Genomic DNA, 24,910 nt, shown 5'->3' with positions numbered 1-24,910 from the left:
ATAAAAAAATTAACTGGTAGTACAGAACTACCGAATCGTGAGGAAGACTAATTAAGTGTGCAAAAAAAAGAACGATTGTGAAAGCGATCGCGCAGCTTCAGCAATTTCTGAAGTTGCGCTATTATCAGAATCAAGCACTCACAATGCTTTTAATTTTCTCGCTGCCAATATTGTGCACTATCGACGCTCGGTAAAGCGTTTATTCCTATTGTCCGCAGTAGAGGTAGCCCTTCAACAAAGTTGATGGCTCCTTTCAAACCCGCGATCGCGTACAAAGAAGCTGCATCTGCTTGTTCGGATAGACTAGCATTGGCTTCTTCTAACAACTTTATTAGATATTCAGGAACCTGTACGAAACCGCCATCAATACAAGCAAGGGGGACAAATTTAGTATCGGGAGCTAGGGCTTTTGGCTTCAAAAATGGCAGTTCGCGCTGGAAAGTTTTTGGAGTGCGGCGACTGTTTGCTACAGGCGATCGTTCTGATTTGCGCCTACGCCACCGCTTCGCTCGGTAAAAACTCCCTTTCAGTAACGGGGGCTGGCTTACCATCAGTACAGCTTCGTGAAAGGGGAAATTCATCTGTTCTCCTTCCTGAATTTTCACCTCTTCTAAGTTAGATTTTGTCAACCAGTCAGGTGCCAGCGGACAGTGAGGGTAAGACACGACTTTAGAGTTGTAGGTTAAGTCGGAAAGCAATTTGCCCGTTCTGGATAGTCTGGCGTTAAGATAATGCCACTTTAATCCAGGTAGATAGGCTCCTGAATATTTTAGTTCAACGGCTCCCATGTAAATCCATTCTGTACGTTCTAAAGTTAGCGAAATGTCGCCTCTTCCTAGTTTGATGGTGCTGCGTTTTAAAATTTCATAGTCCGGGTGTCTCTTCAAAAGCTCTGACAGCCACTCTTTTTGTTTCTTGTTCACGGTAAAAAAATCTTTCAATAATTTTGCTTCCTATCCTGTTGACTGCGTTAGCAGGGATAATATCAAGTGCTGGTTGTTTTCTACCGAAAGTTAGAACTGTTGGCTGTAATTGCTCGTTCCCAAGACTGAACTAACACTGAGTAATTTTGATTTAAGGTTACTTATCTGCCAACACTAAGTTGTAGCTACAACTGAGGTCATAGTTAATTGAGCGATAGACAAAATATTGAATTCAGATAGATACTTATGAATTTTGAGATTAAATTTTTGATAGCACAGGCTAACTCTACTCCAGTTCTCGCTCAAGCCCAGAGGAGAACCCAGCAACCCACACCCCTATCGTCAATTGACTTAGGCGGTCTCTTCCAACAATACAATAACCCGGATGGATATCTAACAATAGGAGCGCTGATATTCCTCCTCTTACTGTCTCGGTTTCTGGGAAATGGAAAGGGCAAAATTACCACTGGCAAGGTGTGCGGAACTTCCGAAAAAATGGCAGCCACTCAGCTTGCGTTGAAACAAATTAAGGAACGCAAGCATAATAAAGTCACGCTCTGGTGTGGCAGTCCTCGCTATTGGTGGAAGGGGAAAAAACTTAGAGGTTTTGTTACCACTATTCAGACAGCTTTTGGTTCTCCTCCCACTGTTTGGCTCCCTCATGCAGAACGGTCAACTTTAGTAATTGGAGCGCCTGGGTCGGGTAAAACTTTTTCTACAATTGATAGGGCGCTAGAAAGTGCAATGGTGCAAGGATTTCCGATTATTCTCTACGATAAGAAAGGCGATCAGCTCAAACTCCACGCACCTCTAGCAGCGCGGTATGGCTACCAAGTGTCGGTATTTGCACCGGGAGAACCTTATTCAGGCATCATTAATCCCCTCGACTTTATGAAGTCCCCTCAAGATTCGGTCATGGCTGGGGAAATCGGTCAGGTTATTAATAGAAATGCGAGTGCAGGCAATGGAAAAAGTGATGAGTTTTTCTCTAAAGCTGGAGACTTATTGGCTAAAGCACTCCTTCAATTAGTCAAAGGTTCTACGTATCCAGACATGGCAATGCTCTATGCAATTTTGAGGTTGCCAAATTTGGTAAAGCGGATTGACTATGCGGTTCAATCCCGTCGAATCGATGAGTGGGTCGCTACCAGCTTCAACCAATTTTTGAGCGCTAAGGAAGCAGAAAAAACTATTTCAGGAATTCTGACGACAGCGGCCGGAACGTTCAGCAGTTTTATCCAAGCTGACCTGTTGCGAGCATTTTTGGGAAAGTCGGACATCCCAACGAAAATAGAAGGCCGACAGATGATTATTTTCAAATTAGATGACGAGCGGCGCTCCGTCGTGGGGCCTCTGCTAGCAGCCGCGATTCACCTCCTCGTTGTGTCCAACTTAAGTCGCCCTCGGAAAGATCCACTGGTTATTTCACTCGATGAATTTCCCTCCATTCGATTGGATCGGATGCCGCAGTGGATTAACGAATATCGCTCGAATGGAGCTTGTTTCATTCTAGGAATTCAGAGTTTGGAGCAACTGTACGAAGGGTACGGAGAGAAAATGGGGGCGGCGATCGCCTCTGCTTGCAGCACTCATATTTTATTCAATCCGGGTAACACTGATACTGCAAAAAAATACTCCGATCGCTACGGAGAAAAAGAAGTTTTGCTGAAAAGCAAGTCCACCAGCCGTTCAATGGGCGGTCAATCTCAAAGCAATCAATCTATTAGTTGGAACGAGTCGCTTCAAAAAATGCCGTTGTTTTCGGTGGACGAAATTTTGCGGTTCCCCCAGGGACGGTGTGTAATTACGAACCCCGGCTACAGTTCCGGCGGCGAGGGGTCAATTCCTTACGCGCTGACTATACCCATTCCCAAAGCAGACTTGCAGCGGCAAAGCGAGAGCGAGGCTCTCTGGGATACAGAGGTCAGGTTCCGGCTGGAGAGTCGGGTGCAACTTGCAAGTCTTGACCAGCTTACAGCCGCTTTGTACGATCGCATTGAGGAAGCAGAACGGATGCTGCCTCTGCCAGACGCCGGAGGTAACGTTCCATCCCAATCGCCGATGCCGCCAGCTTCAGGCAATAAATTTGGCTCTGACCCGCTAGACTCAGTTGTCAGTAAAACTGGGCGTTCTAGGCGGGTTTTTGCCACTGGCAGCATTGGCAAGCGCTAGCGGGAGTGTGGCAGCCAATGGAAAATTTTCCATTGGCATTGACCTGGAAGTTGGGATCAATTCGGATAGCAACAGCCGCGATCGGATTCTGAGCGGCTGCGATAATAGTCTAAATCTCTACCTCTGGAATTCCCTCAATGTCGAAATGAGTGAGGGGCGCGCAAGCAGGCGGTGATGTTCTTCGAGCAGCAACAGGCCATCTCGCCTGTCTTGCCAGCGCGGACGCGAGCCAGTCTTTCGCCTGCGCGTGTTGCCGGCTGTCCCAACTGATTTCATGCCTCGTCCCCGGATGGGCGGGGTGCAGTGCTAACACGGTCAGCTTGATATTTTCTGGCGACAGCGAGAGAGATTCGGCTGCTGTCCACAATTTTACTCGGTCAGACCAATTTAATGCAGGATGGCGGATTGCCCATTCAATTAAATGGACGGATTGACGTTCAAGAAAAGCTGCATTGGCGTTGATTTGCACGCATACATCTTTATTAAGCTTAGCGCTAAACTGAGTATCGACTAAGAATGTAGGAGGTTCCCATTCAAATACCTCTGGAAATAGCAAACTAACTTCCATAATCCACTTATCCACTTTGGGATTCGCAAGTAGCAGGGGTTCAGTGGGGAGTTTCAAGAAAGTTTGTTTCATTATTAGTTGAAATTCCTCTTGTTTCAATTCAATGGGAACTGTTAGTTGTGTCGGATTGGCTAAAAAATTTAAATCAGTGAGGGTGATTAATTGCATAGGTGGGTAAGACAGTTACAGCCTACCCAGAGGGCGCGACGCTAGTCGCCTGGATGCTATTTATTGATAATGAACATTTTGGTTATCAAATATTTATAAATAAGAGTTGAGCGACTTCAAGAAAAATGCTCATGGGCGATCGTCACTTGAGAGGGTTTCGAGTACAGGGAACTTCAGTTTAAGGGTGATGTCTCAATGCCTGCGACTACGTCATTGCTGCCCAGGAACATTGTTAATAACCCTCTCAAGCAGTCATCATGCTTGTCGAGGTTAAGGAGCCTCAACGATTGACCTATCAAGGTTTCAGAGGCGTTGTCACCCGCGTCAGACCCGGAAGCGAAAAAACGAGCCAAACAGTTAGAGGTTGCACTGGCTATGGTAGCGACGAGTTAAACTGCGACGCAGCAGCACTCAATGCTGTGCGATCGCACATTCAAACTCATTGGCAAACAGATCATCGGTTAGTTTCAGTAAAAAGGAACCTTACTACAAAGCCTGCTCGATCGCCCGCCGCGCCAATTCCACCTGTTCCACAGCATCCAGATAAGCTAGCGCTGCTGCATCCCAAACCACTTTTCTCTGCATCCTGTTCAAGACTATCTTCCCAAACTCGTACACCGTGCCGAAGCTTTGCAGCCTAAGAATTCGCTCAGCTATTGAGCAAAAACTCGGCGTTGGGTTCAATATCGCCACCACATCCGATTGAAGGAGCGACACCACCTCTGAACCCATATCAACTTTCAAAGTCGCTCCAACCTCCACAATCCGGCCCCAAAATCCATTCCACTTCCTTTCCGCTATTTTTTCAGTAGGAATAAAAGGAATTTTGACCATGACCCATGCTCCCGCGCTGTCTGGACTAAAGCGCGTTTTGACTCCCTCACCCGTAATTGGTTCGCAAGGAGTGCAAGTTTTACATTCTCCACCGCAATCGCTTTCTTGAACCGGCTCGCTACTAATGCTGCCCTCGGTTTCCTTCGAGGCGGAAGATTTTCTCAAAGCAGCCTTAATCAGAGCTTTAGCTTGTTTCGGGGTTTTCGCTGCTCCCGACGAGATCGCTGCCAACGCCACTACTCGCTTGTCCTCCTGCATCTTCGCAAGTTGATACCCCACATCTATGCTGTGGTCATTAATAATGTCCAACCACTTTGCAGCCAATTCGGGGCGGTCTCTCTTGAGCTCGTCGGCAGCTTTGACGGCAATGCGCCCTTTCCTGTAGTTCCTGCCGCACCCCAAGCCGACTATAGCTGCCACAATATTTTCCGTCAGTTCCATTTCCTTTGGAGTCAGACCTAAGTCGATCGGGTTCAATGGAAAATTTTCCATCAGCGGTTGCTGGTTGTCCGACGGCGGCTCTGCTGAGTCAGCAGCTTCGTGGCGAGCTTTCTTGGCAGCATGTCTGTTCCTCAGCTCTCTAGCTATAGGCTCCACAACAATTCCTTCCCGAATTCTCTGTACTGGACTTTGGTGGCGGTGGCGGTTTTCTGCCACCAAGACGAAGAGCTCGTAATCTTCAGTCTGGAAGTGGCGGACAATAACTGGGACCGACTCCCAGCCCAGCGCGGATAGCGCCCTCCACCGCCGATGACCGCTAACGATCGTGCCATCTGTTTTGATGGTCAGCGGTTGGACGTAGCCTTTGAGTTGGATCAACTCTACCAGGTCAGCAATACTTTCAGTGCACCCGTAAATTTCCTCATTGCGAGGGTGAGGCTTGAGTTGGTCAAGACCAATATGCTGAATCGCGTCGCTGACTGAGAGCGACACAGTTTCATTTTTATTCATTTGGATAGCCCTGGTTGTTTATTTGGGGATTGGGGCTTTGTACCTTTGCCTGCTAAACCCAATAAGGTTTCCTAACAGAAAGTTGGGGTTATTCTCTGTCGGGGCGGCGCGGGCTGTATCGGCAGGTCGCCTTCACTGTCAAAAGGTTCCCTGCTTTTACATTCTTAGAATAGCATATTTCTTAAACTAGCAATGCGCTACATTATGGTATAAGAAAAGACTATTATGCTTAAAATTTTTTTAAATAATTATTGATTATTATGAGAGCGTTTCTGATAAAAACTGGAGAAACAATTAAAATTAATTATAACAGAGCTTTTATCACGTTGTATTTCAAATTAACAATTACTACAAACATAATGTATGTGGGAGACTTTAGCCCATTCCTTACGTATTTTCCACATTTCGGGCATCTCTGTGAGGGTTTTATTTTTTGAGTAGCAAACATTAACATTGCAGTGACTTTAGTTTAATTAATAAGTTTTATAATGTGTTTTGGTAAAAAAAAATCCCCGTTTAACTTCTTGCATTAGTTAAACGAGGGAAATGAACACTCGCGCTCGCCCCTATATCGCCCCTACATCACTTCTACATCACTTCTACATCGCTTCTACTTCGTGCTTGCTTGGTTTCTTAGGAGGAAACAGTTGGGCGATCGCCAGAATTGCAGGCAACATGGAATCCCCTTTACGCCCAAGCTTCAGCGAACCCTCTAAGTCAAGCAGCAGGGACACCGCAGACGAAAGGGATGTTAGAGAAGCAGCAGCTACTTCTTTTCTCAGAAAGTACACTCGCTTCGGGTTGGCAATTTGACAAATCCGGGCAATTTCAGCGTCTTGCTTAACTCCTCCAACTATCGCCGCTTTTACCCACAACCAAGTTCTAAATTGAGCAATCAGCGTCGCACAAATCGCCAGCGGGAAAGTTTCTATTGCCAAAAGGTCAAGCAGCAAATAGACTGCTCTCTTAGAGTTATTTTCCCTCAGCGCTTCGGCAAGATGAAGGCTATTTTGAGTGGTTGAAGGAACCAGCGATCGCACTTGGTTTAAAGTGAGGGAAGCGCCGCTGCTCAGGGTCGCCAGTTTGTGCAGTTCTGATTCGGCGCGAGCAGAATTGTTGCCGATCGCAATCGCCAAGTAATCAATAGCATTTGAGTTCAGCGACAGCCCTATTGCCAAAGCTTGAGTTCGGATCGATCGGGCAATGAGATCCGTTCGCCAGGGGGGAATAAGGTCAAACTCGAACAGCTTAGCTTGAGAAAGCAAGAATTTTGCCACCTTCAGGCGTTTGTCAATGGAAGGCGCTACAAAAACCAGGTGCGTCTTTTCCGGCACCTGCGGGAGCAACTGGAGAACCTCCAGCGCCTCTTCAGTAAACTGTTTGAAATTACACCCTTCTACCACCACTAACTTTGCTTTTTCCGTTCCCAAGGCGGGAGTTAAGGCGCAGTCAACCGCCTCATTCAATGCCGAAGCATCAAAGCGGTGATAATTGAAGCCAATCCAAGCAGGATCGAGGTTCTTTTTAAAGGCAGAAAGCTTTTTGTGAATCGCGTGGAAGTCATCCCCTATCAGCAAACTAATCATCCGTTCTTCTCCTCGAACGACACTTGATAGCGGACACCTGTTGCAGCCAGAAATATTTTCTGCACCTTAGCCGCATTTCGGTTGAACTTGTCCAGGTATTGGGCGGGCACAGCCAGCACCGCTTTCTTTTCCGTCAGTGCTACCAGGGAAGCGGCACAGAGTAAAGCGCGGTTCTTCTCAGAAGTTGCTGAGAGCACTTTTTCCCAAATGGCTCGCTCGAAGGAACGAGGATCTCGCAACTTGGAGGAGGTGGGCAGCTTCTGGGTGCGGTCGGGCTGCCTGGGGTTAGCAAGAGCGCCAAGAGCGACGTGGGGTTTTAATTGTGGCACCTTTGCCAATCCCAGCAAGCAGAGTTCCAGCCACAGCGTTGGGTGAGCGCTCTTGCTGAGCTGCCATTCCGAAGCCTGCAACTGTTCGAGGCCAGCAGCGATCGCATTGCAGTCCCAAGCAGAGGCAATTTCCATCAGGGCCGAGTGCGAAATGCCGCTAACTAGCATCAGCGAACAGTCCGGCACGCTTGTTGCAAGCAACAAGTCCCGGTAGCAGGCTAGCAGCGACGCCAGCAGCATTTTAGGGCTTTTCCCGCTGTCAATGAGTTCGCGGGACAGTTGCAGCAGCTTCAGCGCGTTGCCGGTGCGGGCCGATTTCAAAATTGCAATTAAATCCGACTCCGGTATCCGCCCCGACAGCTCCAATACGTGAGAACTGGTAATTTCCTCTCCTAATAAGCTCAACTGGTCGAGCAACTGCAAGGCGTCCCTCATCCCGCCATTCGCGGCGCGGGCGATCGCAATTTTAGCTGCTTCGGCAATTGCAATTGACTCTTTCTGGGCTACTATTGTTAGCTGTTTGACAATGGCTGGGATTGGCAGCGATCGAAACAGAAACGTTTGGCAGCGGCTGTTAATTGTTGGCAGCACTTTGTGTTGCTCTGTTGTACACAAGATGAACACTACATGATGCGGAGGTTCTTCCAAACATTTTAGAAGAGCGTTAAAAGCTTGGGAACTCAGGCAGTGAACTTCATCTAAAATAAACACTCGGTAGCGGCTGATAACTGGTGCGAAGTGCGATCGCTCGATCAGGGCGCGAGCGTCATCCACACCGTTGTGGGAAGCCGCATCAATTTCAGCAACGTCTAAGCTGCTGCCTTTTTCAATCGAGCGGCAGGACTGGCACTTGCCGCACGGCTTTACTGTGGGTTTGTCTGCACTGGTGCAGTTGAGAGATTTAGCTAAAATGCGAGCCGTTGAAGTTTTGCCCGTTCCCCGTTCGCCGGCGAACAAGTAAGCCGGAGCAATTTTATTAGTTTTGACCGCATTGGAAAGTGTCCTTTGGATGTACTCTTGTCCGGCCAGTTCAGACAAGCTACGAGGGCGGTATTTTTGAGGCAATGCTGCGTACATGATTGAATGGTTAGGTGTAATTGTTTGCTGAGAATTAGAGTCATATTTGCGGAGTTTGCACTCAGAAGAAGAGAGAAGTAAAAAACTCAATATTTTTACTTCTGTCAAGCGAGCCTTTTTTGCAAAAGACATCATTCTTTGAAAATCGGCATTAACAAGTATTTGGCATCCATTAGGATGTTGGGCTTGGAGCGGTTGCCAGCAGGAACTAAAATGGCGGGGCCGTCGCGCTGAGTGAGGTGCATTTGGAGTTGGGAACTAGCGATCGCTTTTGCACCTTCCAACAAATATTTTATGTTGAATGAAATGGACAAATTGCCGTCTGAGTTAACGTGCGCCGCCATCTGTTCCAAGCCGTTTCCAAATTCTCTGAAAAGCGACAGTGACACTTGCTGTGCTTCGCTATTAATACGGATGCTGAGCGTTTTTTCTTTCTTGTCTGCCAGCACAGCAATTCTCTCTATAGCTTTGATGAAAGGTGCTTTTTCCAGCGTTACCTGATGTTGGAAATCCTGCTGCAATAAATCGGGATAAGCTGGGTATGCGCCTTCTAAACAGCGCGTTACTAAGCGCTGCGCTCCCCACCGGAATTCTATCAAAGCGCTCTCAGTGCTGTAAGAAAGCTCTACTGGGTCAGCGGATGTCCTGCTCGATAAAATTCGCTCCAGTTCGGCGAGCGATTTAGCTGGGACTGTAAGCTCTAGAGGCTGTGCAATTTCCGCTTGTTTCTTCTTAGAAAAACCTTGAATTGAAGTATTGAGGACAACCAAACGGTGGCCGTCTGTGGCAGCAAATTCGAGGCTATCTTGGCTGATTTTGAAGTAAACACCTGTCAGGATGTGCTTGCCTTCATCGGTAGCGGTGGCAAACAGTGACCCTTTCAGCCCTTCTTTCAAAGTTTCAGCGGGGATGCAAATTGTTTGCGCTGTTTTTACTTCAGGAATAGCAGGGAATTCTTCACTCGAAATCCCTCGAACTTGATAGCGACCGCAAGCAGCAATTAGGGTAGCAACTGGACTGTTGCTAACAGCCTCTGGCAAGGTGATGTTATTCCCGCTATCTTCGCTATCTTCACCTTCGCGATTCAAGGCTTCGCGACTGACCAAAGTGATATCTCCAGGCGAGAATTTCCCGACAATATCGCTAAGTAGCCCGACAGGAATGGTCATGTCGCCGGGAGATATCACTTTGGCATCAAAGGATGTTTGAATGGCCAAGCTCATGTCGAAAACGCTGAGTTGGACTCGCTGCGTTTTTTTGCAAGCGACCAAGAGGACATTTCCTAACACGGGGTGGGTGGGTTTTGCTGGGACAGCTTTGCTGACAAGTTCGAGATGGTTGGCTAAATTGTCTTGCGTGCAGACAAGCTTAATTGCTGCTGGCAAAAGCTGGGGAGAATCGCCTGCGCTATTGGAGGAATTGCGATCGGATTTTTCTTCAAGTTTTGGTTCATCTTCGACCAAAGGTTCGGTTTGTTCTAAGGGAACACTTGCCTTGGGTTTGATTTTGGAAAATCCGCTTTCTTTTTTTCGGCTTTTAGCTGTCGCGGTGTGGGATTTGGTTTGCATCTTTGTGCGTTAAAATAGCTGCTAAGCGGGGGCAGCGCTAGCTGCCCGGAGAATAGCTTGCATTAGCAGCTTGTCACTCAACTTTAGATATAAGATTTGAGTACGATTTTTAGATAAAATCTGAATTCAAATGCAATCTCTAAATATTGCAAATGTCTCCCGCCATAGTAAAAAAAATAGGGTGAGTCAGATAATCAACCAGAAATTTCAACCCCTTACCGTTCAATCTGACGCACCCTACAAGTTAGACTAAAATCTCGCTAAAAAAATGACTCAAACCATCTCACTCACAGAAAACATCCCCCTGAAGCTGCAAATGTCACCTGCCATAGACATGACAGACGAGCAATTTTTTGCCTTCTGCCAGCAAAACCGGGATTATCGAATTGAACGCAACGCCACCGGAGAAATTACCATTATGCCACCCACAGGTTCCGAAACAGGAAATCGCAACTTTGATTTAATTGTACAACTGGGAATCTGGACAAGACAAAACGGAACAGGAATCGGTTTTGATTCTTCTGCGGGTTTCACCCTCCCCAACGGCGCGATGAAATCCTCTGATGCTGCTTGGATAAAACTGGAAAAATGGCACAGTCTCACTCCCGAACAGCAGCAAAAATTCGCTCCTATTTGTCCTGATTTTATCATCGAGTTGCGTTCTCCCAGCGACAACCTGCAACCCTTGAAAGACAAACTGCAAGAATATATCGATAACGGTGTTTCTCTCGGTTGGTTAATTGACCGGAAAAACCGTAAAGTTTACATTTATCGTCCTAACTCAGAAGTAGAATGTTTAGATAACCCCGCTACTCTCAGCGGCGAATCTATTTTACCCGAATTTGTGCTACAATTATCAACTATTTGGTAAATAATATGGCAATTAAAAGCAATTAAAAGCGATAAATTTACAGGTCAATACCTAAATACCTGTTTTAATTCTACGCCAAAACGCCGTACAAGTCTACCCCCCAGCCGGGGGTGGGCGATCGTCTTGTCAGATCGCAAGCGAGTAGGCGTAGCCAGCCACAGGCATCGCCCTTAAACTCTAAAAGTGCCATTCACCAAATATAAAATGGGTTCACTTAGTAACAAAAACCCGGTGTTTCGCACGACTACAACTCACGTACATAAGCTGATTGTGCGCTCGAATACTGTCGCGGTATTCTTTGATAAATTGAGCTTTCTGACTAGGGAAAAGTTGAGCGAGATACAGCAATTTACTAGCGATTTTCCTGCCGATATCACTGCTATCAATTCCCACCTCCGTGAAAGTAGAGCCTTGAGAATTGTGTACAGTAATTGCCCAACAATTTCTCAGATCTGCAAAGATTTCACAATGGTCGTACCATGCCTTCCATAAGCTCGGATTGCTTTTAGCATTTTGCAGCAACCTAGCATTGTCCTGTTGGAATCGGCAAGCGTCACTTTCGTGGAGGATGTAAACTTGGCGTTGGTCGCCTGCATCGGTTTTAACCTGGAGATTCCAGGCTTTATAGCCAGAGTACCTATCCTCTTGAAATTCGGCAATTTCCACTTCTGCTGATGTGGGCAGGATGACGGTTTTGCCGTCGGGAGCAATAACGGGAGCTTTAGCAATCAACCTCTCTCCAATAATAAATCTGGGAGCATTTTTTCCGTAGATTTTGGCTCTGATTTTGCTATTCCAGTAGGCGACGCGCTCGTTAGTGTAGCAGAGGATGCGAAAGCAATCAGGGTCTTGAGGGAAAGTAGAAGAGAACTTTTTTAAGGCGTATTTCAGCAGCGTTTTTTCTCTGACTAAGAAGGCTCCGTTTTTTTTATCAAGGCTGAATTTGGAGAAGGGTTTGAACGCCTCTTTGCTCTTGACAGCCGTGCGGCAAGCTGTTACGAATTCTAGCAGGGGGCTGCCCGCACCTTGCCTGACGACCTCTGTTAAAACGGCTTTTTCAGGCACGCTGAAGGATTGAGATTTTTTCTCTTCTATGAAGCCATTATTAACAGGAGGCAATTGTGCGGGGTCGCCCATAACAATAAGCTGCCGATTGCTGCCGATGAGTAAAGCGCTAGCAATTCTTTCTTGAATAATATTCCACAGTTCTGCTGTAACCATACTGCACTCATCGAGAAAAATGGTGTCGTACAGGTGAAGGAAAGAAGGAGAAACTTGTTTGAGGATTTTATTTTGCCCCTGTTTGACTGGAGCTAATCCCAATAGCTGGTGGATGGTCATAAAGTCTACTCCTCTCAGTCCTTTTTCAGCAGCCATCCGTCGCAATACGCCTACAGCTTTATTGGTGGGAGCGGTGAAAGCGACTCTCTTTCCGGCGCTGACTAATTGTTCTGCTACCAGGTTGACAAGGGTTGATTTTCCCGTACCTGCATATCCAAATAGCCCGAATACCCGTTTAGAACTTGCTACAAATTGTTCGAGGAGTTGGAGGGCGTTGTTTTGTTGAGAAGTTAATTGAAAATTCGGTTTTACCAGTGTTTGAATCATAGGGTTGGTTTCTTCCGCTATCTTTCAAACACTAATCAGCGCTAGCTGAAATTTACACAATCATTAATTGATGGAGACGATAATAATAACTCTAACAGGAATTACGCATAACCTCTATATGTAGGGTGAGCCATAAGCACCTTACCGCTACCAATAGTGTATTTAAACACTTGGGGCGTAAGTCTTGTATAGTTTGTTCTGTTGATTTGACTGCTACCCAAATTTTACCTAGTTAGGACTTATGCACCAATCAAAAACTCTCCCAGTTATCAGTTGGATTGATAACTAGGAGAAATTGTGGAGAAGCGGAGTTATTAATCTAATGCAGGTACTTTGACTAATTCGACTTCAAAATAAGTTTTGCCCATCAATCTTGAGGCAAAGCTGGCTGTTCTTGACTATCAAAAATAATCACAAATGTGCGATGTTTAACCAACCGGTGCAAAACCCGCAGATGCTCATCTGCATCGTTTCTCTTGCGAAATCGCGCCACAACAATACGCTGGCAATTAGGAAGTAAGCGAATTAAGCACCACGGGTGCAACTTCTCAAAATAGGTCATTTTAACCTCCTGATAACAGTAACAAATTGTGTTTGTGTTTGATTACCTGCCATTACCTTAATTGAAACAATATTGTCAAAGACAGGTCACGGTGATATTGACAATTGACTATATTTGTGCTAGAACAAGCTAAAATTATTTTTTGATGCTGAAAAGGCTTGATGTATATAAAATCAAAAACAATAGTGGCGCGTCTATTTGGAAATGAGGCATTAGAAATCTCCTCAGAAACTCGCAGGGGAGAACGGGAGAACGGGAGAACGGGAGAGGGGGAGAAAGAGTTTCTTTGATCCATAACGGGTGCTGGGCCTCCGTGAAGCGCTTTGAAGTTTATCAATTTGAGAAAACGCGGGCAATTGTTCAATGCACTAATTTCAAGCAGACGCGCCACTACTAATGCACGCTATTATCTTCAGAAAGCCGACATAGCAAGGTTGCCAGTGTCTCTGGAATTTCCTCAAAATGTTCCAGCAGAAAGTCCATTACTGCCAGATGACGCAAATCGACAGGAGTAGGAAATCTTCGATTTTTTCCCTTTTTAAACCAACCCCGCACTGTAGAATTAGAACGGGAACAAATAAAAGCGATTTCCTCGTAACTCACCGCCCACTTGCCATAAAACTGCTTCGGCGTTATTCCCAATTGGCATTGGCTGTAAGCTGCAATTAAATTGCGCTCTCTATCTGTCAAAGTCTGCGGCTTTTTCATCCTCAAACCCCTCCAAATCTTCCTCCCGCGCCGTATCAAACTGACACCAAGCTGCGCTCTTGGAATTAGGAGCCAGCCAAATTATGTAGCACCACATCCAACAGTACCGGCGCGGTTCGCAGTTGTAAAATTTGCCAATAACTATCCCCCAATCAGCTTCTTCGCCAACACCCTTCCAGCGCACCATCTCGCCGCACTCAAAGCGCGGCGTGTGAATTTTTGCAAAATTAGCAGGCAATTCGATTGAAGGTGGCATCCCCTTCAAATCTCTTAGCAACAGCGCCGAAATCAAATCTCGACTTCCTTTTAAGATTGACATAAGTTCATAGCTGTGAATCGATTGCACCTGACTTTTTTTGACAGGTTTTCAGGCAAATTTCTTGATAAAGAAATTGCAGCGCGATATTCCCCTAAATCAATCAACTGAAATCAAGCTGTGTAAATTCCTTTCTCCGGCATAATTGCCCTGTTAGGAATCCAGAAAGGGATGATTCCCCCTAGAAATCTTGATTCAAAACTGGGAGGACACCAGCTTTTAACGCATTGTACAAGCGCTCTTTCTCCAATGGCTACTACTTGATTCTGTGTTTTATTTTTGTTACGGAAATAGGCAGAGTTTTTTGTCATTAATTAGTGTTGCTAGGAATTGGCACTAATACCAATCTCTCTCATAGTTACAAGGAAAGATTGCGTTCGCTTAATGGTAATGATTCTGTTGTCAAAAATTTTTATGGATGCGTTGCAAAAATCTTGGCAGTACAGAAATCGCTGTCCAATTACCTTTATTAGCAGCTTCGAGATATCGCCGGAGCAAATCTTCAGTTACTTGTTGGTCAAGCCAATGCCCCAATTCCACTAGCTCCTGCTTTTGTTGTTGATTGTGCCCTGCCAACAACTCAAACATCCCCAACTTCTGGAAAGTGGAAATGTCAAAGTTTGCCAGTTCTTCCTCAATCCTTTGCCGTTGCTGTTCAACTTCTTCTGGTGACAGAGTGGGCAGCGGCGGGTGCTGGATGTTGAGAAATTTCTCTACTTCTGGGTAATTTCCGACGTACATCTTTCCTTCCAAGCGATCGCACACAATTGCATGGGTGGGAAATTCATCATCGGAACCGAGGTGGTATGGTTCCAGATCGAGGGCGAGAGCGGGATGTTCAGTAAGTGGCTCGTACACGGCATAATAACTGAAGGTCCCTAACCCTCTACCATCAGTCCAAGTAGCTTTGCTGCCCATATAAAACATGGCGAAGTATCGGGAATCACCAACGATACCCACCATTTCTGGCAGCATGGGCGGTAGTGGTACTGGCAGTAAATTCAAGTTGTTTCCGTTCAAGGCGAGATAGCCTCCCTCTTTGAATTTTGTGTGGTTAATTGAAAGGGAGCCAGTTAACTGAAATAGAAGTCAATCCTAATTCTTAACAGCTAACTGGCTTTTTTGAGGGCGATCGCCCGTGATGAAGGCTTTCCTAGGTGAATGCGTTCGCTATTGTTAAAAATGGATGAAACTTAAATGAACAGGTCACTCCCAATAGCGGCGATAGCCGCTCTTTGACCAGCTCAATAGGAGCGTGCGATCCTCTTCGAGAGCTGCGCTAACGACGTATTTACGTCATCCTAGGTGTTCGCGATCGATTAGAAACAAGATTTATTGTTGTGAGCGGTTGAAAAAAAATCAGAGCGAGCGCTCCTCTTCTCCGGCTGCGCTAACGTCGTCAACAACCAAATGGAAGGTGTTTGAGACCCTTCTTCACGCGCGCGTGACAGGGCTGCTGTTGAAACAATCTGGCGAACCAAAGTCGCGATCGCCTTATTTCAGAATCCCGAGCGCCTTGACAAGCTGTTCCGGTTGCACTTCTAAATACCGCTGGAGGCTCGACAAATTTTTGTGACCTGATATCTCCATAATTACCCGCAGTGGCACCCCAGCATTGCTCAAGTTCGTCAGTGCTGTCCGCCTCATCGAATGTGTGGAAGCTCCCTTAATTCTTACCCGTTTGCAAGCTTCTTTAAAAATCAAGTCGGCCTGAGAGCGTGTCAAAGGCTTCGTACCCTCTCGCCCAGGAAACAAAAAACCCGCATCTGGATTGTAAGCCAATAAAAACTTAGCCAACATGGGATGTAGCGGCAGCGTTCGCGTTGCTGACTTGCCCTTAGTTGTCGCTTTCCGCAGCGTTACCACACCGCCAACAATGTCCTGAGTTGTTAAAGCTAACGCCTCTGAAATACGACAGGCACAATAAAAAGTCACAGCAAACAAAAGCCTATCCCTTGCTGTAACAAAACCCCGGTCGAACAGCCTAGATATTTCGGCGGGCGTCAAAATCTTAGCACGCCCGTTGCCTTGAACCTTCACGGCGCAGCCCTCCAAAATGGAAGCTCCCTTATTATTGGACGAAAGTGTACTTTCGTCAAGTCTGCCTCCAAGCTTTTATCGCTTGATGGGCCACTTGCGGGGCGCTGCGCCGAGGATGCCGGAGCCCGCGCCCCTTATTGCAGTTAGATTGGCTTTTATTGCTACTCAACTGACTTAAATTGTCAGGCAAATTGATAATTGGCAAGGTGGCGATCGCATCTATGAGGTCTCGGAAGGTAACAGGTTTAATTGCCGCCATAACAGTACGCTCAAATAGAAGTGGCGCTTGTAAGAATTTGATTATACTATTTTTTGATTCACTTTGCAAGTTTTTTTGCTAGTTTTGTTCCCCTTTAATAAAAAATTAGGAGTTTATTGGAAAATCGCTTATTCTGGTCAAAAGAACTGCCCAAGCCTTACGAAGGCTTGGGCATTGTTATAAGTTTCGGAGGGTAAACGAGTACGCTGGTTGGTTGAGAAACTTTTCGTTCGCTGCTAGGACACTGAACGCGCACTTTCACCTAGTTCGGAAGTAGCAGATGCTAGGGTATTTGCAATCACCGCTTTGGGAGCAAGCTTGAGGATGATAGGCATCACAATTAGGGGATAATTTTCCAGCCGATTTTTGATTTGAGCCTGCAACCATTCAATAGAGGAATCAGAGCCGTTAACTTTTTGCTTGAACCCCAGTTCTGGCGCAGCAGCTTTGATGGCGCTAGCAATTTTGCGAGCTTGCCTAAGTGAAATCAGCGAAGTATTAACGGCAGGAAGTGAGGTCGTGCTTGCGCCTGAATGTGCGGCAAAATCAATTGGTTTTGCTGGTTTGTTTGGTGTTTTTTTGCCTGTGGTCTGATGGCGAGTGTGATGGGAGCTGGCTGGTTTCTCAATTTCAATTGTTGCTCCATTTACCTCGCTGTTGGCACTGTCAGATTGCGCTGCGGCTGTTGCCACATTTACTTCAGTTCGATTGTTTGTGAGTTCTTCCGATTGGACTGCTTCAGGCTCGTGCAGGAATGTTGAGGCTAAGCAAAAAAGGGTGGTAAAAAGGAAAGGCGGAAATAGTACATCGTTAATAGTTTCGATAGTCATCTGAACAAAAAACTCCAAATCAAAATTTTCGCGGTAAGCATTGCTAACCTTTTTTAGATTGCAACAGTTGACAACATGGTGCAGCATGGCTACACGGGCTGAAAAAACGGAGAATTAACTTCATCCTTTTGGATGATTAACTGAGGAGAAATCCACCTAATCTGATAATTTATTCAACGGTCCCGGCCTGCTATACGAGGATCTAAGCGGTTTCAGGAAAGCGAAAAGTTGTGTTTTCTTTCTTTGCTCACGCCCACACGGACGGGCGCCAATGCGAACGGGACATTGGCGGATGAGCATTCAGTCGTCACAATTAGCACTCTCTGCGGAGAGTGGTTTCAGTAGCTGACTTTTTTAGCTGCTCAAAGGGCGGTAGGCGCGGAGGTTAATCAAAAATTAATCGGACATTACCGATTTTACGGAGTGGTGCGTCCGTGAGAAAGGCAATGGAAAATTTTCCATCATCGACAAGCTGACAGGAGGCGCGCGATCGCGCGACCTTCCATCCCACAGAAATGGAGTTCAACTTGGACAGTCACGTTGTCTAACACGATCCGCAAATTGCCTGTAGGCGTCATTATTCCGTTTTTCGGCTACGCAAGTCGTTACGGGGAACTCGCCTCACTTTCGCCCAGGGTTGGGCGTTCGGTCAGTTCAACAGTGGGGCAAGGTTGGTCAGCAGGTGTTGTGGAAGTCTGCGGCTCGGTGGGTAGAATAGCGGGATTGGGCAGAAGATCGGGGCTATCGCTCACTGTGGTAGCCTCCTTGTCACTATTGCCTCGGACGCTAGACGCGCCTGGAGGTGCTAGTTCCGTAGTGCCAATGCGGTCGGGCGGTGCAGTCGGTTTTGGCACGCGATCGCCGTATAGCGGGTCGCTATCCAAGTCTGAATCGTCACCTGGATCTAACTCACCCTTCCATTCGCTGTTGGTATCGTCACTTGGATCTAACTCACCCTTCCATTCACTATTGGCATCGTCTCCTTCACCGCCTAACTCGTCGGAAATTCCGACTTCGTTCCGACCATTTTCCGACAGATTTTCATCGCCTACAATTGGCTTTGGCTCAACCTCTGAAACCTCATCAATGTCAGAATTCCGACAATTCCGACACATTTGAGCAGGCGGCGAATCCTCTTCTATTTCTGATTCGCTCACCGTCGGCATTGCAGTAGCAGGTGGCGAATCCTCTTCTATTTCTGATTCGCTCACCGTCGGCGCTGCGGTAGCAGGTGGCCACTCTTCTTCTATTTCCAATTCGCTCGCTGTCGGCATTGCAGTAGCAGCTTCCGATACCGAGGTGCACATGGATGATGCCGGACTCACCCATTCATCTTGTAAATTGCCGGAGCGCCGCGCTGGAGTGTCGGAATTGCCGGAATAGCGCGTTAAATGGGGTTCAACGTTAACCCTGGCAAGCGCTTGGGCCATTTCTGGAATGCCGGAACTTTTGCCGGAATCTGTCGGAATTCCGACGCGGGTTTTAGATAATGGAAGCGCTCGAATGCGGAGGTCTTTTCCCTTGCCAGAGAGAAGTGCATACCCGTTTTCTGTGAGAACGGCGAAGTTGGAGCGAATTTCAGCTAATGTGGGTTTGCGCTTGCACCGTTTGAAGACGCTGTTCTGGATTTGAGCGGCTGAAACCTCCTCCCCCTTCCGCAGGGCATAGGTGTAAATTAAGGAGAGATGGGCTCCGGCCGAATCGGAGGCGTGGTTATTCGTTTGCAAGATGCGGAATTGCCCGATGCTGAACTTAGCCGCCGCGATCGCCCGCTCTAAGGTATCGAGGCCGACGCGCAGGGAATCTGGCTTTTTTTCGTATTTCAATTCGATGCAGTGCAGCAGGAGGGCTAACCTCAAGGTTTGAGACAGCATTTTGCCCAAATAGGCATAAAATGCTGGGTCTTCAAATTCCACTGCTTGTTGGTTGCGCCTGACTTCTTCCCACCACCGCTTCCACCGCAGATGAGCCTCGGTCGTAAACGACAGCAGAACGGGGGGCAATTCTCCACCTTCACTCGTGGCAGACAACCCCGCTAGCTCTCGGAGATCGCCGTGGAGCGATCGCAGGTGGTCGTACAATTCTTGCAATTCCCCGGAGATCGCAACTTGCGAGTCTGACCAAACTGCAAAGTTATCAGGAGTTGACGGTACCGCTATTAAAAAGCGGCTGATTAGCCCGTCGCCGTCGTCGGGGTCGCTAAACAATTGTTGGACTTTGGATAATTGAGTAGCCCCTGTCAAATTCAAGCACAAATCTTTAAGTTCAAAGGCATCTTTATCGTCAGCCCGTTCAAATTCAATATCTGCGGGCGAGTTCCACATTTGTAGCAGGATTTGCCGAGTATCTCCCCCCTTGTCTTTATACTGATCCAGCTTCAACAACCGCACCAATTCGTCGAAAACCCAAGCGCTACCACTCCTGACCGGGAGTTCGCTCATCCGCCGCAGAACACCTTCGGGGCTTCCTGCTTCAATAAGTTGCTTGGGCACGGGGGGAGGCATTGAAGCTTTAAAAACTGTGGGATTTGAAGGGCTATTTTTGAGTTTTTCTTTCTCTTGAGTAGATTTTTGTGGCCACGCTTCTTCTAGCTTTTTTAAGTTTTCTTTGAGCCGATCGTATGCGGATTTGGCTTGCTTGTAACGCTGTTTGACACTGCCAAAAACTGAGCGCATTGTCTGGCTTTTGCCAGCCGAAGCTAAAGCAACTACCATTGTCCAGAAGATAGGATACTCTACCCAACTGTCGGCTATTGTTGCACCTTCTTTGCCAATCATTCCAATATGCCCCCCCATTTGGCTACCGCAAGCGGAGAGGAGGTACTGGTAAATGTAAATGGGGTCGATGCGGTCAGAAGCGGCTTTAGTCAAAATTGAAGCGGCTAGAGGAGCGGGCAGAATTTGAGCGATGTCTAGTTGCTGTTGGCGGTAATTGAGGATTTTTTTGAGTTTTTGAACTTCTTGTGCATGAGTTTCTCCGTAGCTAATATGAGTTTCTACTTCGGTGGCTAAATCTTTTACTCCTTTCAAAGGAAACCTTTCACGGGCGGATAGTTCAATTAAAGCCGCTGTCTGTTGGGGCGGGTTGATTTCACTGTTAATAATGGCAGTGACGCGATTGTACAAGTAGTGATCGCTGTTGGATCTGTTGACACCGGAGCCGTTAGAAGAGGAACCAGGATTAGGTTCGCTGCCGCCCGTGAGATCGCTCTTTTCAGAGTTTTGGTTAGTAGAATTTAGTTCGCTCGTATTGCTAATGTCTTGGGAATTTTGAGTTGCTTTCTGCTGTCCATTTTTTTGACTGTCGGCTGCACAGTGCTCCTTAAATGGTGAAGTCCACCCATCCTGTTTTGCCCAGTAAGCTAGCGTGCCGATGCCCACCCCACTGCTTTTGAAACTCCTCCATTTTTTGTCGCATTCTCCCGGCTTGTATTTGGGGGATTGGCGGCTCCACTTGTCCCATTCATAGAGGAGAGAATCATCGATGGAGTTGAGAACCATTCCCACGCCGCACCATTCGTCGTAGTTATCGGCGCGGCCGGGAGACAGGGCAGCTAGGTAGGATAGCGCCCAATCGATATCAGTCCACTCCTGTTCTGGGCGGTGAGTTCGGTGTAGGTGTCGCCGGCGGGGGGCGGGAGCGGTAGAATTGGCTTCAGCTTCTTCTAGAGCTTTTTCTAGAGGGAGAAGTTCAGAATTTTCTGATTCTCCCAGCGGTTCGGCCAGCATTTGTTCAACGATCCACTGCGGGGCTAATGCTACGCTTGTTTCATCGGGAGCGCAACCTTTGAGCCAGATGTACTCGCCAGTAGTCGGGTGGACGCTGGGAGGCAGGCAAGATTGCAACCCCGCCCAGCGGAGTTCGAGCTGTTCGCCTTTGCCGTCGTCTCCGATAGCGTCTGTGGGGAATTTTTTGGTGCGGATAGCTCCGGCGTATTGTTCTGGGACTAGGAATAGGTATTGGCAGCGCCCAGGACGACCGGAGGTAAAGGCGACCGTTTTGGGTAATTCTTCTGGACCTGAGAGTTCGAGAATTTTTTCTCTGGCAGAAGCTCCATCCTGGTCTAGCGCCATTAAGTAATAGGTATCGCCATCTATGGTAACTGGCGTACCCGTTATCAGTCCGTAGCCTTTGGGGTAGCAGCGGTATTGAGTGCGATCTGCTTTGTCTACCGTCCAGCCGTTGGTTGTGGCTTCTTTCATTTGGGCGGGACTGAGCGGTTTTTGCTGCCAGCCTATGCCCTGTGGGACTTTTTTGCCGTCTAGCAGGCAGAGCTGCCAGTCAGAAGGAATCCGAGATAAGCCTTGAAAAAGACGAATATTTAGGTCGCTAGAGGATGAGTTGTTAGACATGGAAAGCTCCTACACTAAAGGGTTTGTAGGAGCCGGAGTTTCAAACAAAAAGGTCTTAGATGTTAGAGTTACCAGAACATATCTGTTGATTCAGAGCTTCTGATTTGGTATTATTGGAGAACTAACACTAAAATTTTTGGTTCCCAAAGGGGCTAAAAATTTCGGCAGGGACTAACACTAAAATTTTTGGCTCCCAAAAGGGCTAAATATTCCGGCTCCCAAAAGGGTTAAAAGCTTCAACTCCCAAAAGGGTTAAAAGCTCCGGCTCTGAGAAGGGTTAAAAGCTCCGGCTCCCAAAAGGGCTGAAAGCTCCGGCTCTGAGAAGGGTTAAGAACTCCGGCTATGACTGTGATTAGGATCGGTGGTCATAACTGTCAAAAGACCCTGGTTATTTGATTTGTAAGAAGCGCTCAGGTTAAAGAAAAACTTTCAGAATGGGGATTCTAAGGTTGTTTTTCTGACTAACTGTTCGCTTTGAGTTATCCAACAGCCTCACTTGCGACTCGGCTAGAGTTTAGAGTGAGGCAATATTTTTCTCATAAAGGGTATACTCTCAGAAAAGCCAATTATTGGCTTGTATTGGAGTGATGGTCACAAGGTTGACCATAAACTATCCTACAGCCGACCAGAAATTTGATCAAGTAAAGATTTGTTAAAGTCAGGTTGCGGCATCCCCCTCAGTTACTTCTACACCCAGGGCAATCGCATCTAATTAGAGCTTGACGAAATACCTTAAATGTGTACTTACCTCAAACCAGGGATTTGCGACGGCAGTTAAATAAGTTATGCTGGTATAATGTAGGTCGTCTAACCACCCCTGCCATTACTACGAAGGCTAGTTGGAAACTGGAATGTCAGCAGAAGTAGAAGAAAATGTAGTAGCAGATAATCGAATCCACAAACGTCTTGGTCTGTTAATAACGGCGTTGGTGGAAGATGAGCGCGTTGGTAGCTCTAGGGAGTTAGGGAGACTAACTGGAATTGCATTCAACACGCTGGCTAACTGGTGCGAGGGAAAAGCCGATCCAAGGCTGCAAAAGTTAATGCAGTTTGCCTATGCGATCGGTTGGTCTATGACAGAGTTGATGCAATATGCGGAAGGGGATGAAGATCCCTATGAGGCGATCACTCGTAAAAAAAAAGCACGACAGCAGAAGTATCGGAAAGCGTCTTAACAAGAGAAAAAGATCCATTTATTCAATATTTCAATGCCACGGTAACTGCCGAACAAATTCAGAAGCGCGACTTATTTTTACAACGTATTAAAGCTGATTTATTACCGGATATAACATCCCGCAAAAGGCTTTATGTCTTGTTAATAGACAGCATGGCAGTTAAGGGTATTTCCGAATTAGATATCTTTGAAAAAACGTCTATTACAGAAAAATTACTGTCGAAGATTCGGAATCTCGACATGGAATTTCAGTTCGGTCGTTCCTACTTAGAACAGTTAGCGCCCTATCTTTTTCAAGTAAAGGATTGGGAAGAGTTAAGACCTGTTTTTAAGGTGTCATACATCTCTTATCAGGGGTGGGTTGATAATCTGATTGAAGACTTACAAGTGGCTGAACCCCTATCTATAGCTATAGCTTCAATGAGGTAGTTCCTAAAAAATGACCGATAAATTTGAGATGGTAAAGTAGGAACTGAGGTCAAACTTAGAGTAAAATAACCAAGTTTTGTGTTGCTGAATTGAGGTAGGGTTTAGCAATCGCGTGCGGTGAGTAATGCTCGATAGGAATAATTAATTGAATATGGAACGGGAACATCATTTCAGCCAGGCCCAAAATTCATACATTTGAGCATCTCAGCAAGCATCTTGTCCTTGTAGTTCAAGATTGCCTGATTGATTATATGCAACGTGAATTTTATTTTCAACATATTCAAGAGGCACGTCTTGGAGAACCCATGCAGTTTCACTCTTACGAACTGTTAGCAGAAACAGGGAGCTATGGCATCCAACTTAATAAGCGTTCGAGTACGGATGCCAATAGAATTGTACAGTGTCTCGGTCTACAAACCAGTCCAAGAGTAGAGCTTGAGGCAATGTTAAGGCAGATAGAAAATAAGTTACCGTAAAGCACTTTGTTGTCTGTAGGGCTGCCATTACCAGTTTCTACACATGAAGACGTTACCGATGACAGCTAACGTTCTCGATCGACACTTCGGACAGTTTTAGAGTGTCAACCATAGAATGCGGGTTTTAGCCCGAGCTCAAAGCAAAACTACCAACAAAAAATCAAGGATTTCAGGCTTTGAGCTAAAAACTGTCCGGACTATTGCTTGATACGAAGTTGAAATTTTTGGTTGAGCAAACGGATTTAATTTCCTAGAGTTCGAGTTAAAAGGAGAGCTTTTGAGATGGCGTTTTTGGAATTTCATACAAAAGTTCGCGGCTCAACCCTAACTGCCCTAGTGAAATAACAACAGACATTGATAGATTAGTTTTCTCAGCAGCTTTAGCAATAGCTGTGCCATTTCGAGCTAGAGCGATGAACTCTCGAACTTTGAAAACAACGGGATCATTGGGAGGCGTGTAACCTCTTCGGATGGCAATGTCTAATCCCCCTTCGATGTCCCTGAGCGCCGCCGTTCGATTGTCTGCTAAAGTTACGCTTGGCTCCTGCCCGGGCACTACCGTAGAGATGGCAATGCCATTATTAGTAGGTTGCCCGTCCCGGTGAACGACATTGAAAGTATAAAGGCGTTCAATTCCTTCAGGAGAGCGAGTTTTAATGAACAGGTTAGTAATGTTTGCTGTTGTAGCGCCCGGAAATTGTAAGGGTTGAATCGGTTGGACAAATATGGTTCTAGCTTGGTTAGTTTTTAATTCAGCATCAGTGTTAAAGACAGCCCTGGACGGATCTGCCAACCGGATGTACGTAATGACTTCACCAGTCTGGCTAAAGTCAATAACGCTGGAACGGCCAGACCATACTTGAAGGTTGGTAGTTGCATTTGTTGCTGCATCTCTTCCTACAATTTTTAGCGCCGATGCTTGAGCTTGCCCAATATTGACATTGCTGAATGCAGTGGCAATTAGTAAGGCAGGAGAAAGTAAAGCCAGACGAATTTTTCGAGTGAGTTTTTTCACGGTTATATTACCTCCAAGATTTTTGTATAAAGCCCGGTCTGAGTAAGCCGAGTCATGGAAAGAGGGAGTCCAAGAAGTGATTCTTGGAATCTCC

Annotated in this window: 21 protein-coding genes; 5 read left to right on the top strand and 16 right to left on the bottom strand. The window is 46.5% G+C overall.

Annotation, left to right across the window (positions count from 1 at the left end; all coding sequences use genetic code 11):
- Positions 1-149: 149 nt before the first annotated feature.
- Positions 150-923, bottom strand: coding sequence for a hypothetical protein (locus tag QUB39_RS09400; protein WP_333261092.1), 774 nt, complete (start codon positions 921-923; stop codon positions 150-152).
- Positions 924-1,169: 246 nt separating this feature from the next.
- On the opposite strand from QUB39_RS09400, the gene QUB39_RS09395 reads away from it, so the two are divergent.
- Positions 1,170-3,095, top strand: coding sequence for a type IV secretion system DNA-binding domain-containing protein (locus QUB39_RS09395; RefSeq protein ID WP_333261095.1), 1,926 nt, complete (start codon positions 1,170-1,172; stop codon positions 3,093-3,095).
- A 109-nt stretch (positions 3,096-3,204) separates the two neighbouring features.
- Here the strand turns inward: QUB39_RS09395 and QUB39_RS09390 are convergent, their stop codons facing one another.
- The 5 genes from QUB39_RS09390 to dnaN form a co-directional block, all read right to left on the bottom strand.
- Complete coding sequence (locus tag QUB39_RS09390; protein WP_333261099.1) at positions 3,205-3,831, bottom strand: hypothetical protein; 627 nt, start codon at positions 3,829-3,831, stop codon at positions 3,205-3,207.
- 486 nt (positions 3,832-4,317) lie between these two features.
- On the bottom strand, positions 4,318-5,616 hold the full coding sequence (locus tag QUB39_RS09385; protein ID WP_333261102.1) for a ParB N-terminal domain-containing protein: 1,299 nt from the start codon (positions 5,614-5,616) through the stop codon (positions 4,318-4,320).
- A gap of 599 nt (positions 5,617-6,215) precedes the next feature.
- Entirely contained in the window at positions 6,216-7,202 is a 987-nt protein-coding gene (gene holA, locus QUB39_RS09380) for a DNA polymerase III subunit delta (RefSeq protein WP_333261106.1), read from the bottom strand.
- Positions 7,199-8,608 carry a DNA polymerase III subunit gamma/tau gene (gene dnaX / locus QUB39_RS09375; protein WP_333485050.1) on the bottom strand — a complete coding sequence of 470 codons (1,410 nt, stop codon included), beginning with the start codon at positions 8,606-8,608 and terminating at the stop codon, positions 7,199-7,201. Before dnaX ends, holA begins: the two co-directional genes overlap by 4 nt.
- A gap of 131 nt (positions 8,609-8,739) precedes the next feature.
- Entirely contained in the window at positions 8,740-10,176 is a 1,437-nt protein-coding gene (gene dnaN, locus QUB39_RS09370; RefSeq protein WP_333261115.1) for a DNA polymerase III subunit beta, read from the bottom strand.
- Between the two features lie 268 nt (positions 10,177-10,444).
- Here dnaN and QUB39_RS09365 point away from each other — a divergent pair, with 268 nt between their 5' ends.
- Positions 10,445-11,047 (top strand): Uma2 family endonuclease, encoded by a 603-nt coding sequence (locus QUB39_RS09365; RefSeq protein WP_333075337.1) that lies wholly within the window; start codon positions 10,445-10,447, stop codon positions 11,045-11,047.
- Positions 11,048-11,257: 210 nt separating this feature from the next.
- On the opposite strand, the gene QUB39_RS09360 is transcribed toward QUB39_RS09365, so the two are convergent.
- The 9 genes from QUB39_RS09360 to QUB39_RS09320 all read right to left on the bottom strand — a co-directional run bounded on the left by QUB39_RS09360 (position 11,258) and on the right by QUB39_RS09320 (position 21,722).
- The gene (locus tag QUB39_RS09360) at positions 11,258-12,655 is read right to left on the bottom strand and encodes an AAA family ATPase (RefSeq protein WP_333261119.1); all 1,398 of its coding nucleotides are present in this window, start codon (positions 12,653-12,655) and stop codon (positions 11,258-11,260) included.
- Between the two features lie 367 nt (positions 12,656-13,022).
- A complete protein-coding gene (locus tag QUB39_RS09355) occupies positions 13,023-13,217 on the bottom strand; it encodes a hypothetical protein (RefSeq protein ID WP_333261122.1) in 195 nt (64 codons plus the stop codon).
- A 393-nt stretch (positions 13,218-13,610) separates the two neighbouring features.
- Complete coding sequence (locus QUB39_RS09350) at positions 13,611-13,925, bottom strand: helix-turn-helix domain-containing protein (RefSeq protein WP_333261125.1); 315 nt, start codon at positions 13,923-13,925, stop codon at positions 13,611-13,613.
- Complete coding sequence (locus tag QUB39_RS09345; RefSeq protein WP_333261128.1) at positions 13,897-14,244, bottom strand: hypothetical protein; 348 nt, start codon at positions 14,242-14,244, stop codon at positions 13,897-13,899. Before QUB39_RS09345 ends, QUB39_RS09350 begins: the two co-directional genes overlap by 29 nt.
- Positions 14,245-14,643: 399 nt before the next feature.
- Positions 14,644-15,261 carry a hypothetical protein gene (locus tag QUB39_RS09340; protein WP_333261131.1) on the bottom strand — a complete coding sequence of 206 codons (618 nt, stop codon included), beginning with the start codon at positions 15,259-15,261 and terminating at the stop codon, positions 14,644-14,646.
- A gap of 474 nt (positions 15,262-15,735) precedes the next feature.
- Entirely contained in the window at positions 15,736-16,281 is a 546-nt protein-coding gene (locus QUB39_RS09335) for a tyrosine-type recombinase/integrase (RefSeq protein WP_015211723.1), read from the bottom strand.
- A gap of 55 nt (positions 16,282-16,336) precedes the next feature.
- Entirely contained in the window at positions 16,337-16,540 is a 204-nt protein-coding gene (locus tag QUB39_RS09330; protein WP_333485049.1) for a hypothetical protein, read from the bottom strand.
- A 236-nt stretch (positions 16,541-16,776) separates the two neighbouring features.
- Positions 16,777-17,370, bottom strand: a complete 594-nt coding sequence (locus QUB39_RS09325) for a hypothetical protein (protein WP_333261139.1) — start codon at positions 17,368-17,370, stop codon at positions 16,777-16,779.
- A 605-nt stretch (positions 17,371-17,975) separates the two neighbouring features.
- The gene (locus tag QUB39_RS09320; protein WP_333260834.1) at positions 17,976-21,722 is read right to left on the bottom strand and encodes a DUF3987 domain-containing protein; all 3,747 of its coding nucleotides are present in this window, start codon (positions 21,720-21,722) and stop codon (positions 17,976-17,978) included.
- A gap of 851 nt (positions 21,723-22,573) precedes the next feature.
- Between QUB39_RS09320 and QUB39_RS09315 the strand changes: the two genes are divergently transcribed.
- From QUB39_RS09315 to QUB39_RS09305, 3 genes are all read left to right on the top strand, one after another.
- On the top strand, positions 22,574-22,897 hold the full coding sequence (locus QUB39_RS09315; RefSeq protein WP_333260837.1) for a helix-turn-helix transcriptional regulator: 324 nt from the start codon (positions 22,574-22,576) through the stop codon (positions 22,895-22,897).
- 152 nt (positions 22,898-23,049) lie between these two features.
- Positions 23,050-23,325: a lipase gene (locus QUB39_RS09310; RefSeq protein WP_333260841.1), complete on the top strand. Its 276-nt coding sequence runs from the start codon at positions 23,050-23,052 to the stop codon at positions 23,323-23,325.
- Positions 23,326-23,630: 305 nt separating this feature from the next.
- The gene (locus QUB39_RS09305) at positions 23,631-23,801 is read left to right on the top strand and encodes a hypothetical protein (protein WP_333298197.1); all 171 of its coding nucleotides are present in this window, start codon (positions 23,631-23,633) and stop codon (positions 23,799-23,801) included.
- A 262-nt stretch (positions 23,802-24,063) separates the two neighbouring features.
- Here the strand turns inward: QUB39_RS09305 and QUB39_RS09300 are convergent, their stop codons facing one another.
- A complete protein-coding gene (locus QUB39_RS09300; protein WP_333260844.1) occupies positions 24,064-24,816 on the bottom strand; it encodes a hypothetical protein in 753 nt (250 codons plus the stop codon).
- Positions 24,817-24,910: the final 94 nt, after the last annotated feature.

It is taken from the genome of Microcoleus sp. AT8-B5 (assembly GCF_036705565.1).
Lineage (GTDB): Bacteria > Cyanobacteriota > Cyanobacteriia > Cyanobacteriales > Microcoleaceae > Microcoleus.
This window is presented reverse-complemented; position numbering and strand designations above follow the sequence as displayed.

What these genes read in the sequence shown, in the direction of transcription:
- QUB39_RS09315 (WP_333260837.1), top strand. Translation starts at nt 22,574, where the DNA reads ATGTCAGCAGAAGTAGAAGAAAATGTAGTAGCAGATAATCGAATCCAC.
- QUB39_RS09385 (WP_333261102.1), bottom strand. Translation starts at nt 5,616, where the DNA reads ATGAATAAAAATGAAACTGTGTCGCTCTCAGTCAGCGACGCGATTCAG.
- holA (WP_333261106.1), bottom strand. Translation starts at nt 7,202, where the DNA reads ATGATTAGTTTGCTGATAGGGGATGACTTCCACGCGATTCACAAAAAG.
- QUB39_RS09395 (WP_333261095.1), top strand. Translation starts at nt 1,170, where the DNA reads ATGAATTTTGAGATTAAATTTTTGATAGCACAGGCTAACTCTACTCCA.
- QUB39_RS09355 (WP_333261122.1), bottom strand. Translation starts at nt 13,217, where the DNA reads ATGACCTATTTTGAGAAGTTGCACCCGTGGTGCTTAATTCGCTTACTT.
- dnaX (WP_333485050.1), bottom strand. Translation starts at nt 8,608, where the DNA reads ATGTACGCAGCATTGCCTCAAAAATACCGCCCTCGTAGCTTGTCTGAA.
- QUB39_RS09360 (WP_333261119.1), bottom strand. Translation starts at nt 12,655, where the DNA reads ATGATTCAAACACTGGTAAAACCGAATTTTCAATTAACTTCTCAACAA.
- QUB39_RS09320 (WP_333260834.1), bottom strand. Translation starts at nt 21,722, where the DNA reads ATGTCTAACAACTCATCCTCTAGCGACCTAAATATTCGTCTTTTTCAA.
- QUB39_RS09305 (WP_333298197.1), top strand. Translation starts at nt 23,631, where the DNA reads ATGCAGTTTCACTCTTACGAACTGTTAGCAGAAACAGGGAGCTATGGC.
- QUB39_RS09310 (WP_333260841.1), top strand. Translation starts at nt 23,050, where the DNA reads ATGGCAGTTAAGGGTATTTCCGAATTAGATATCTTTGAAAAAACGTCT.
- QUB39_RS09330 (WP_333485049.1), bottom strand. Translation starts at nt 16,540, where the DNA reads ATGGCGGCAATTAAACCTGTTACCTTCCGAGACCTCATAGATGCGATC.
- dnaN (WP_333261115.1), bottom strand. Translation starts at nt 10,176, where the DNA reads ATGCAAACCAAATCCCACACCGCGACAGCTAAAAGCCGAAAAAAAGAA.
- QUB39_RS09390 (WP_333261099.1), bottom strand. Translation starts at nt 3,831, where the DNA reads ATGCAATTAATCACCCTCACTGATTTAAATTTTTTAGCCAATCCGACA.
- QUB39_RS09350 (WP_333261125.1), bottom strand. Translation starts at nt 13,925, where the DNA reads ATGAAAAAGCCGCAGACTTTGACAGATAGAGAGCGCAATTTAATTGCA.
- QUB39_RS09365 (WP_333075337.1), top strand. Translation starts at nt 10,445, where the DNA reads ATGACTCAAACCATCTCACTCACAGAAAACATCCCCCTGAAGCTGCAA.
- QUB39_RS09345 (WP_333261128.1), bottom strand. Translation starts at nt 14,244, where the DNA reads ATGTCAATCTTAAAAGGAAGTCGAGATTTGATTTCGGCGCTGTTGCTA.
- QUB39_RS09325 (WP_333261139.1), bottom strand. Translation starts at nt 17,370, where the DNA reads ATGACTATCGAAACTATTAACGATGTACTATTTCCGCCTTTCCTTTTT.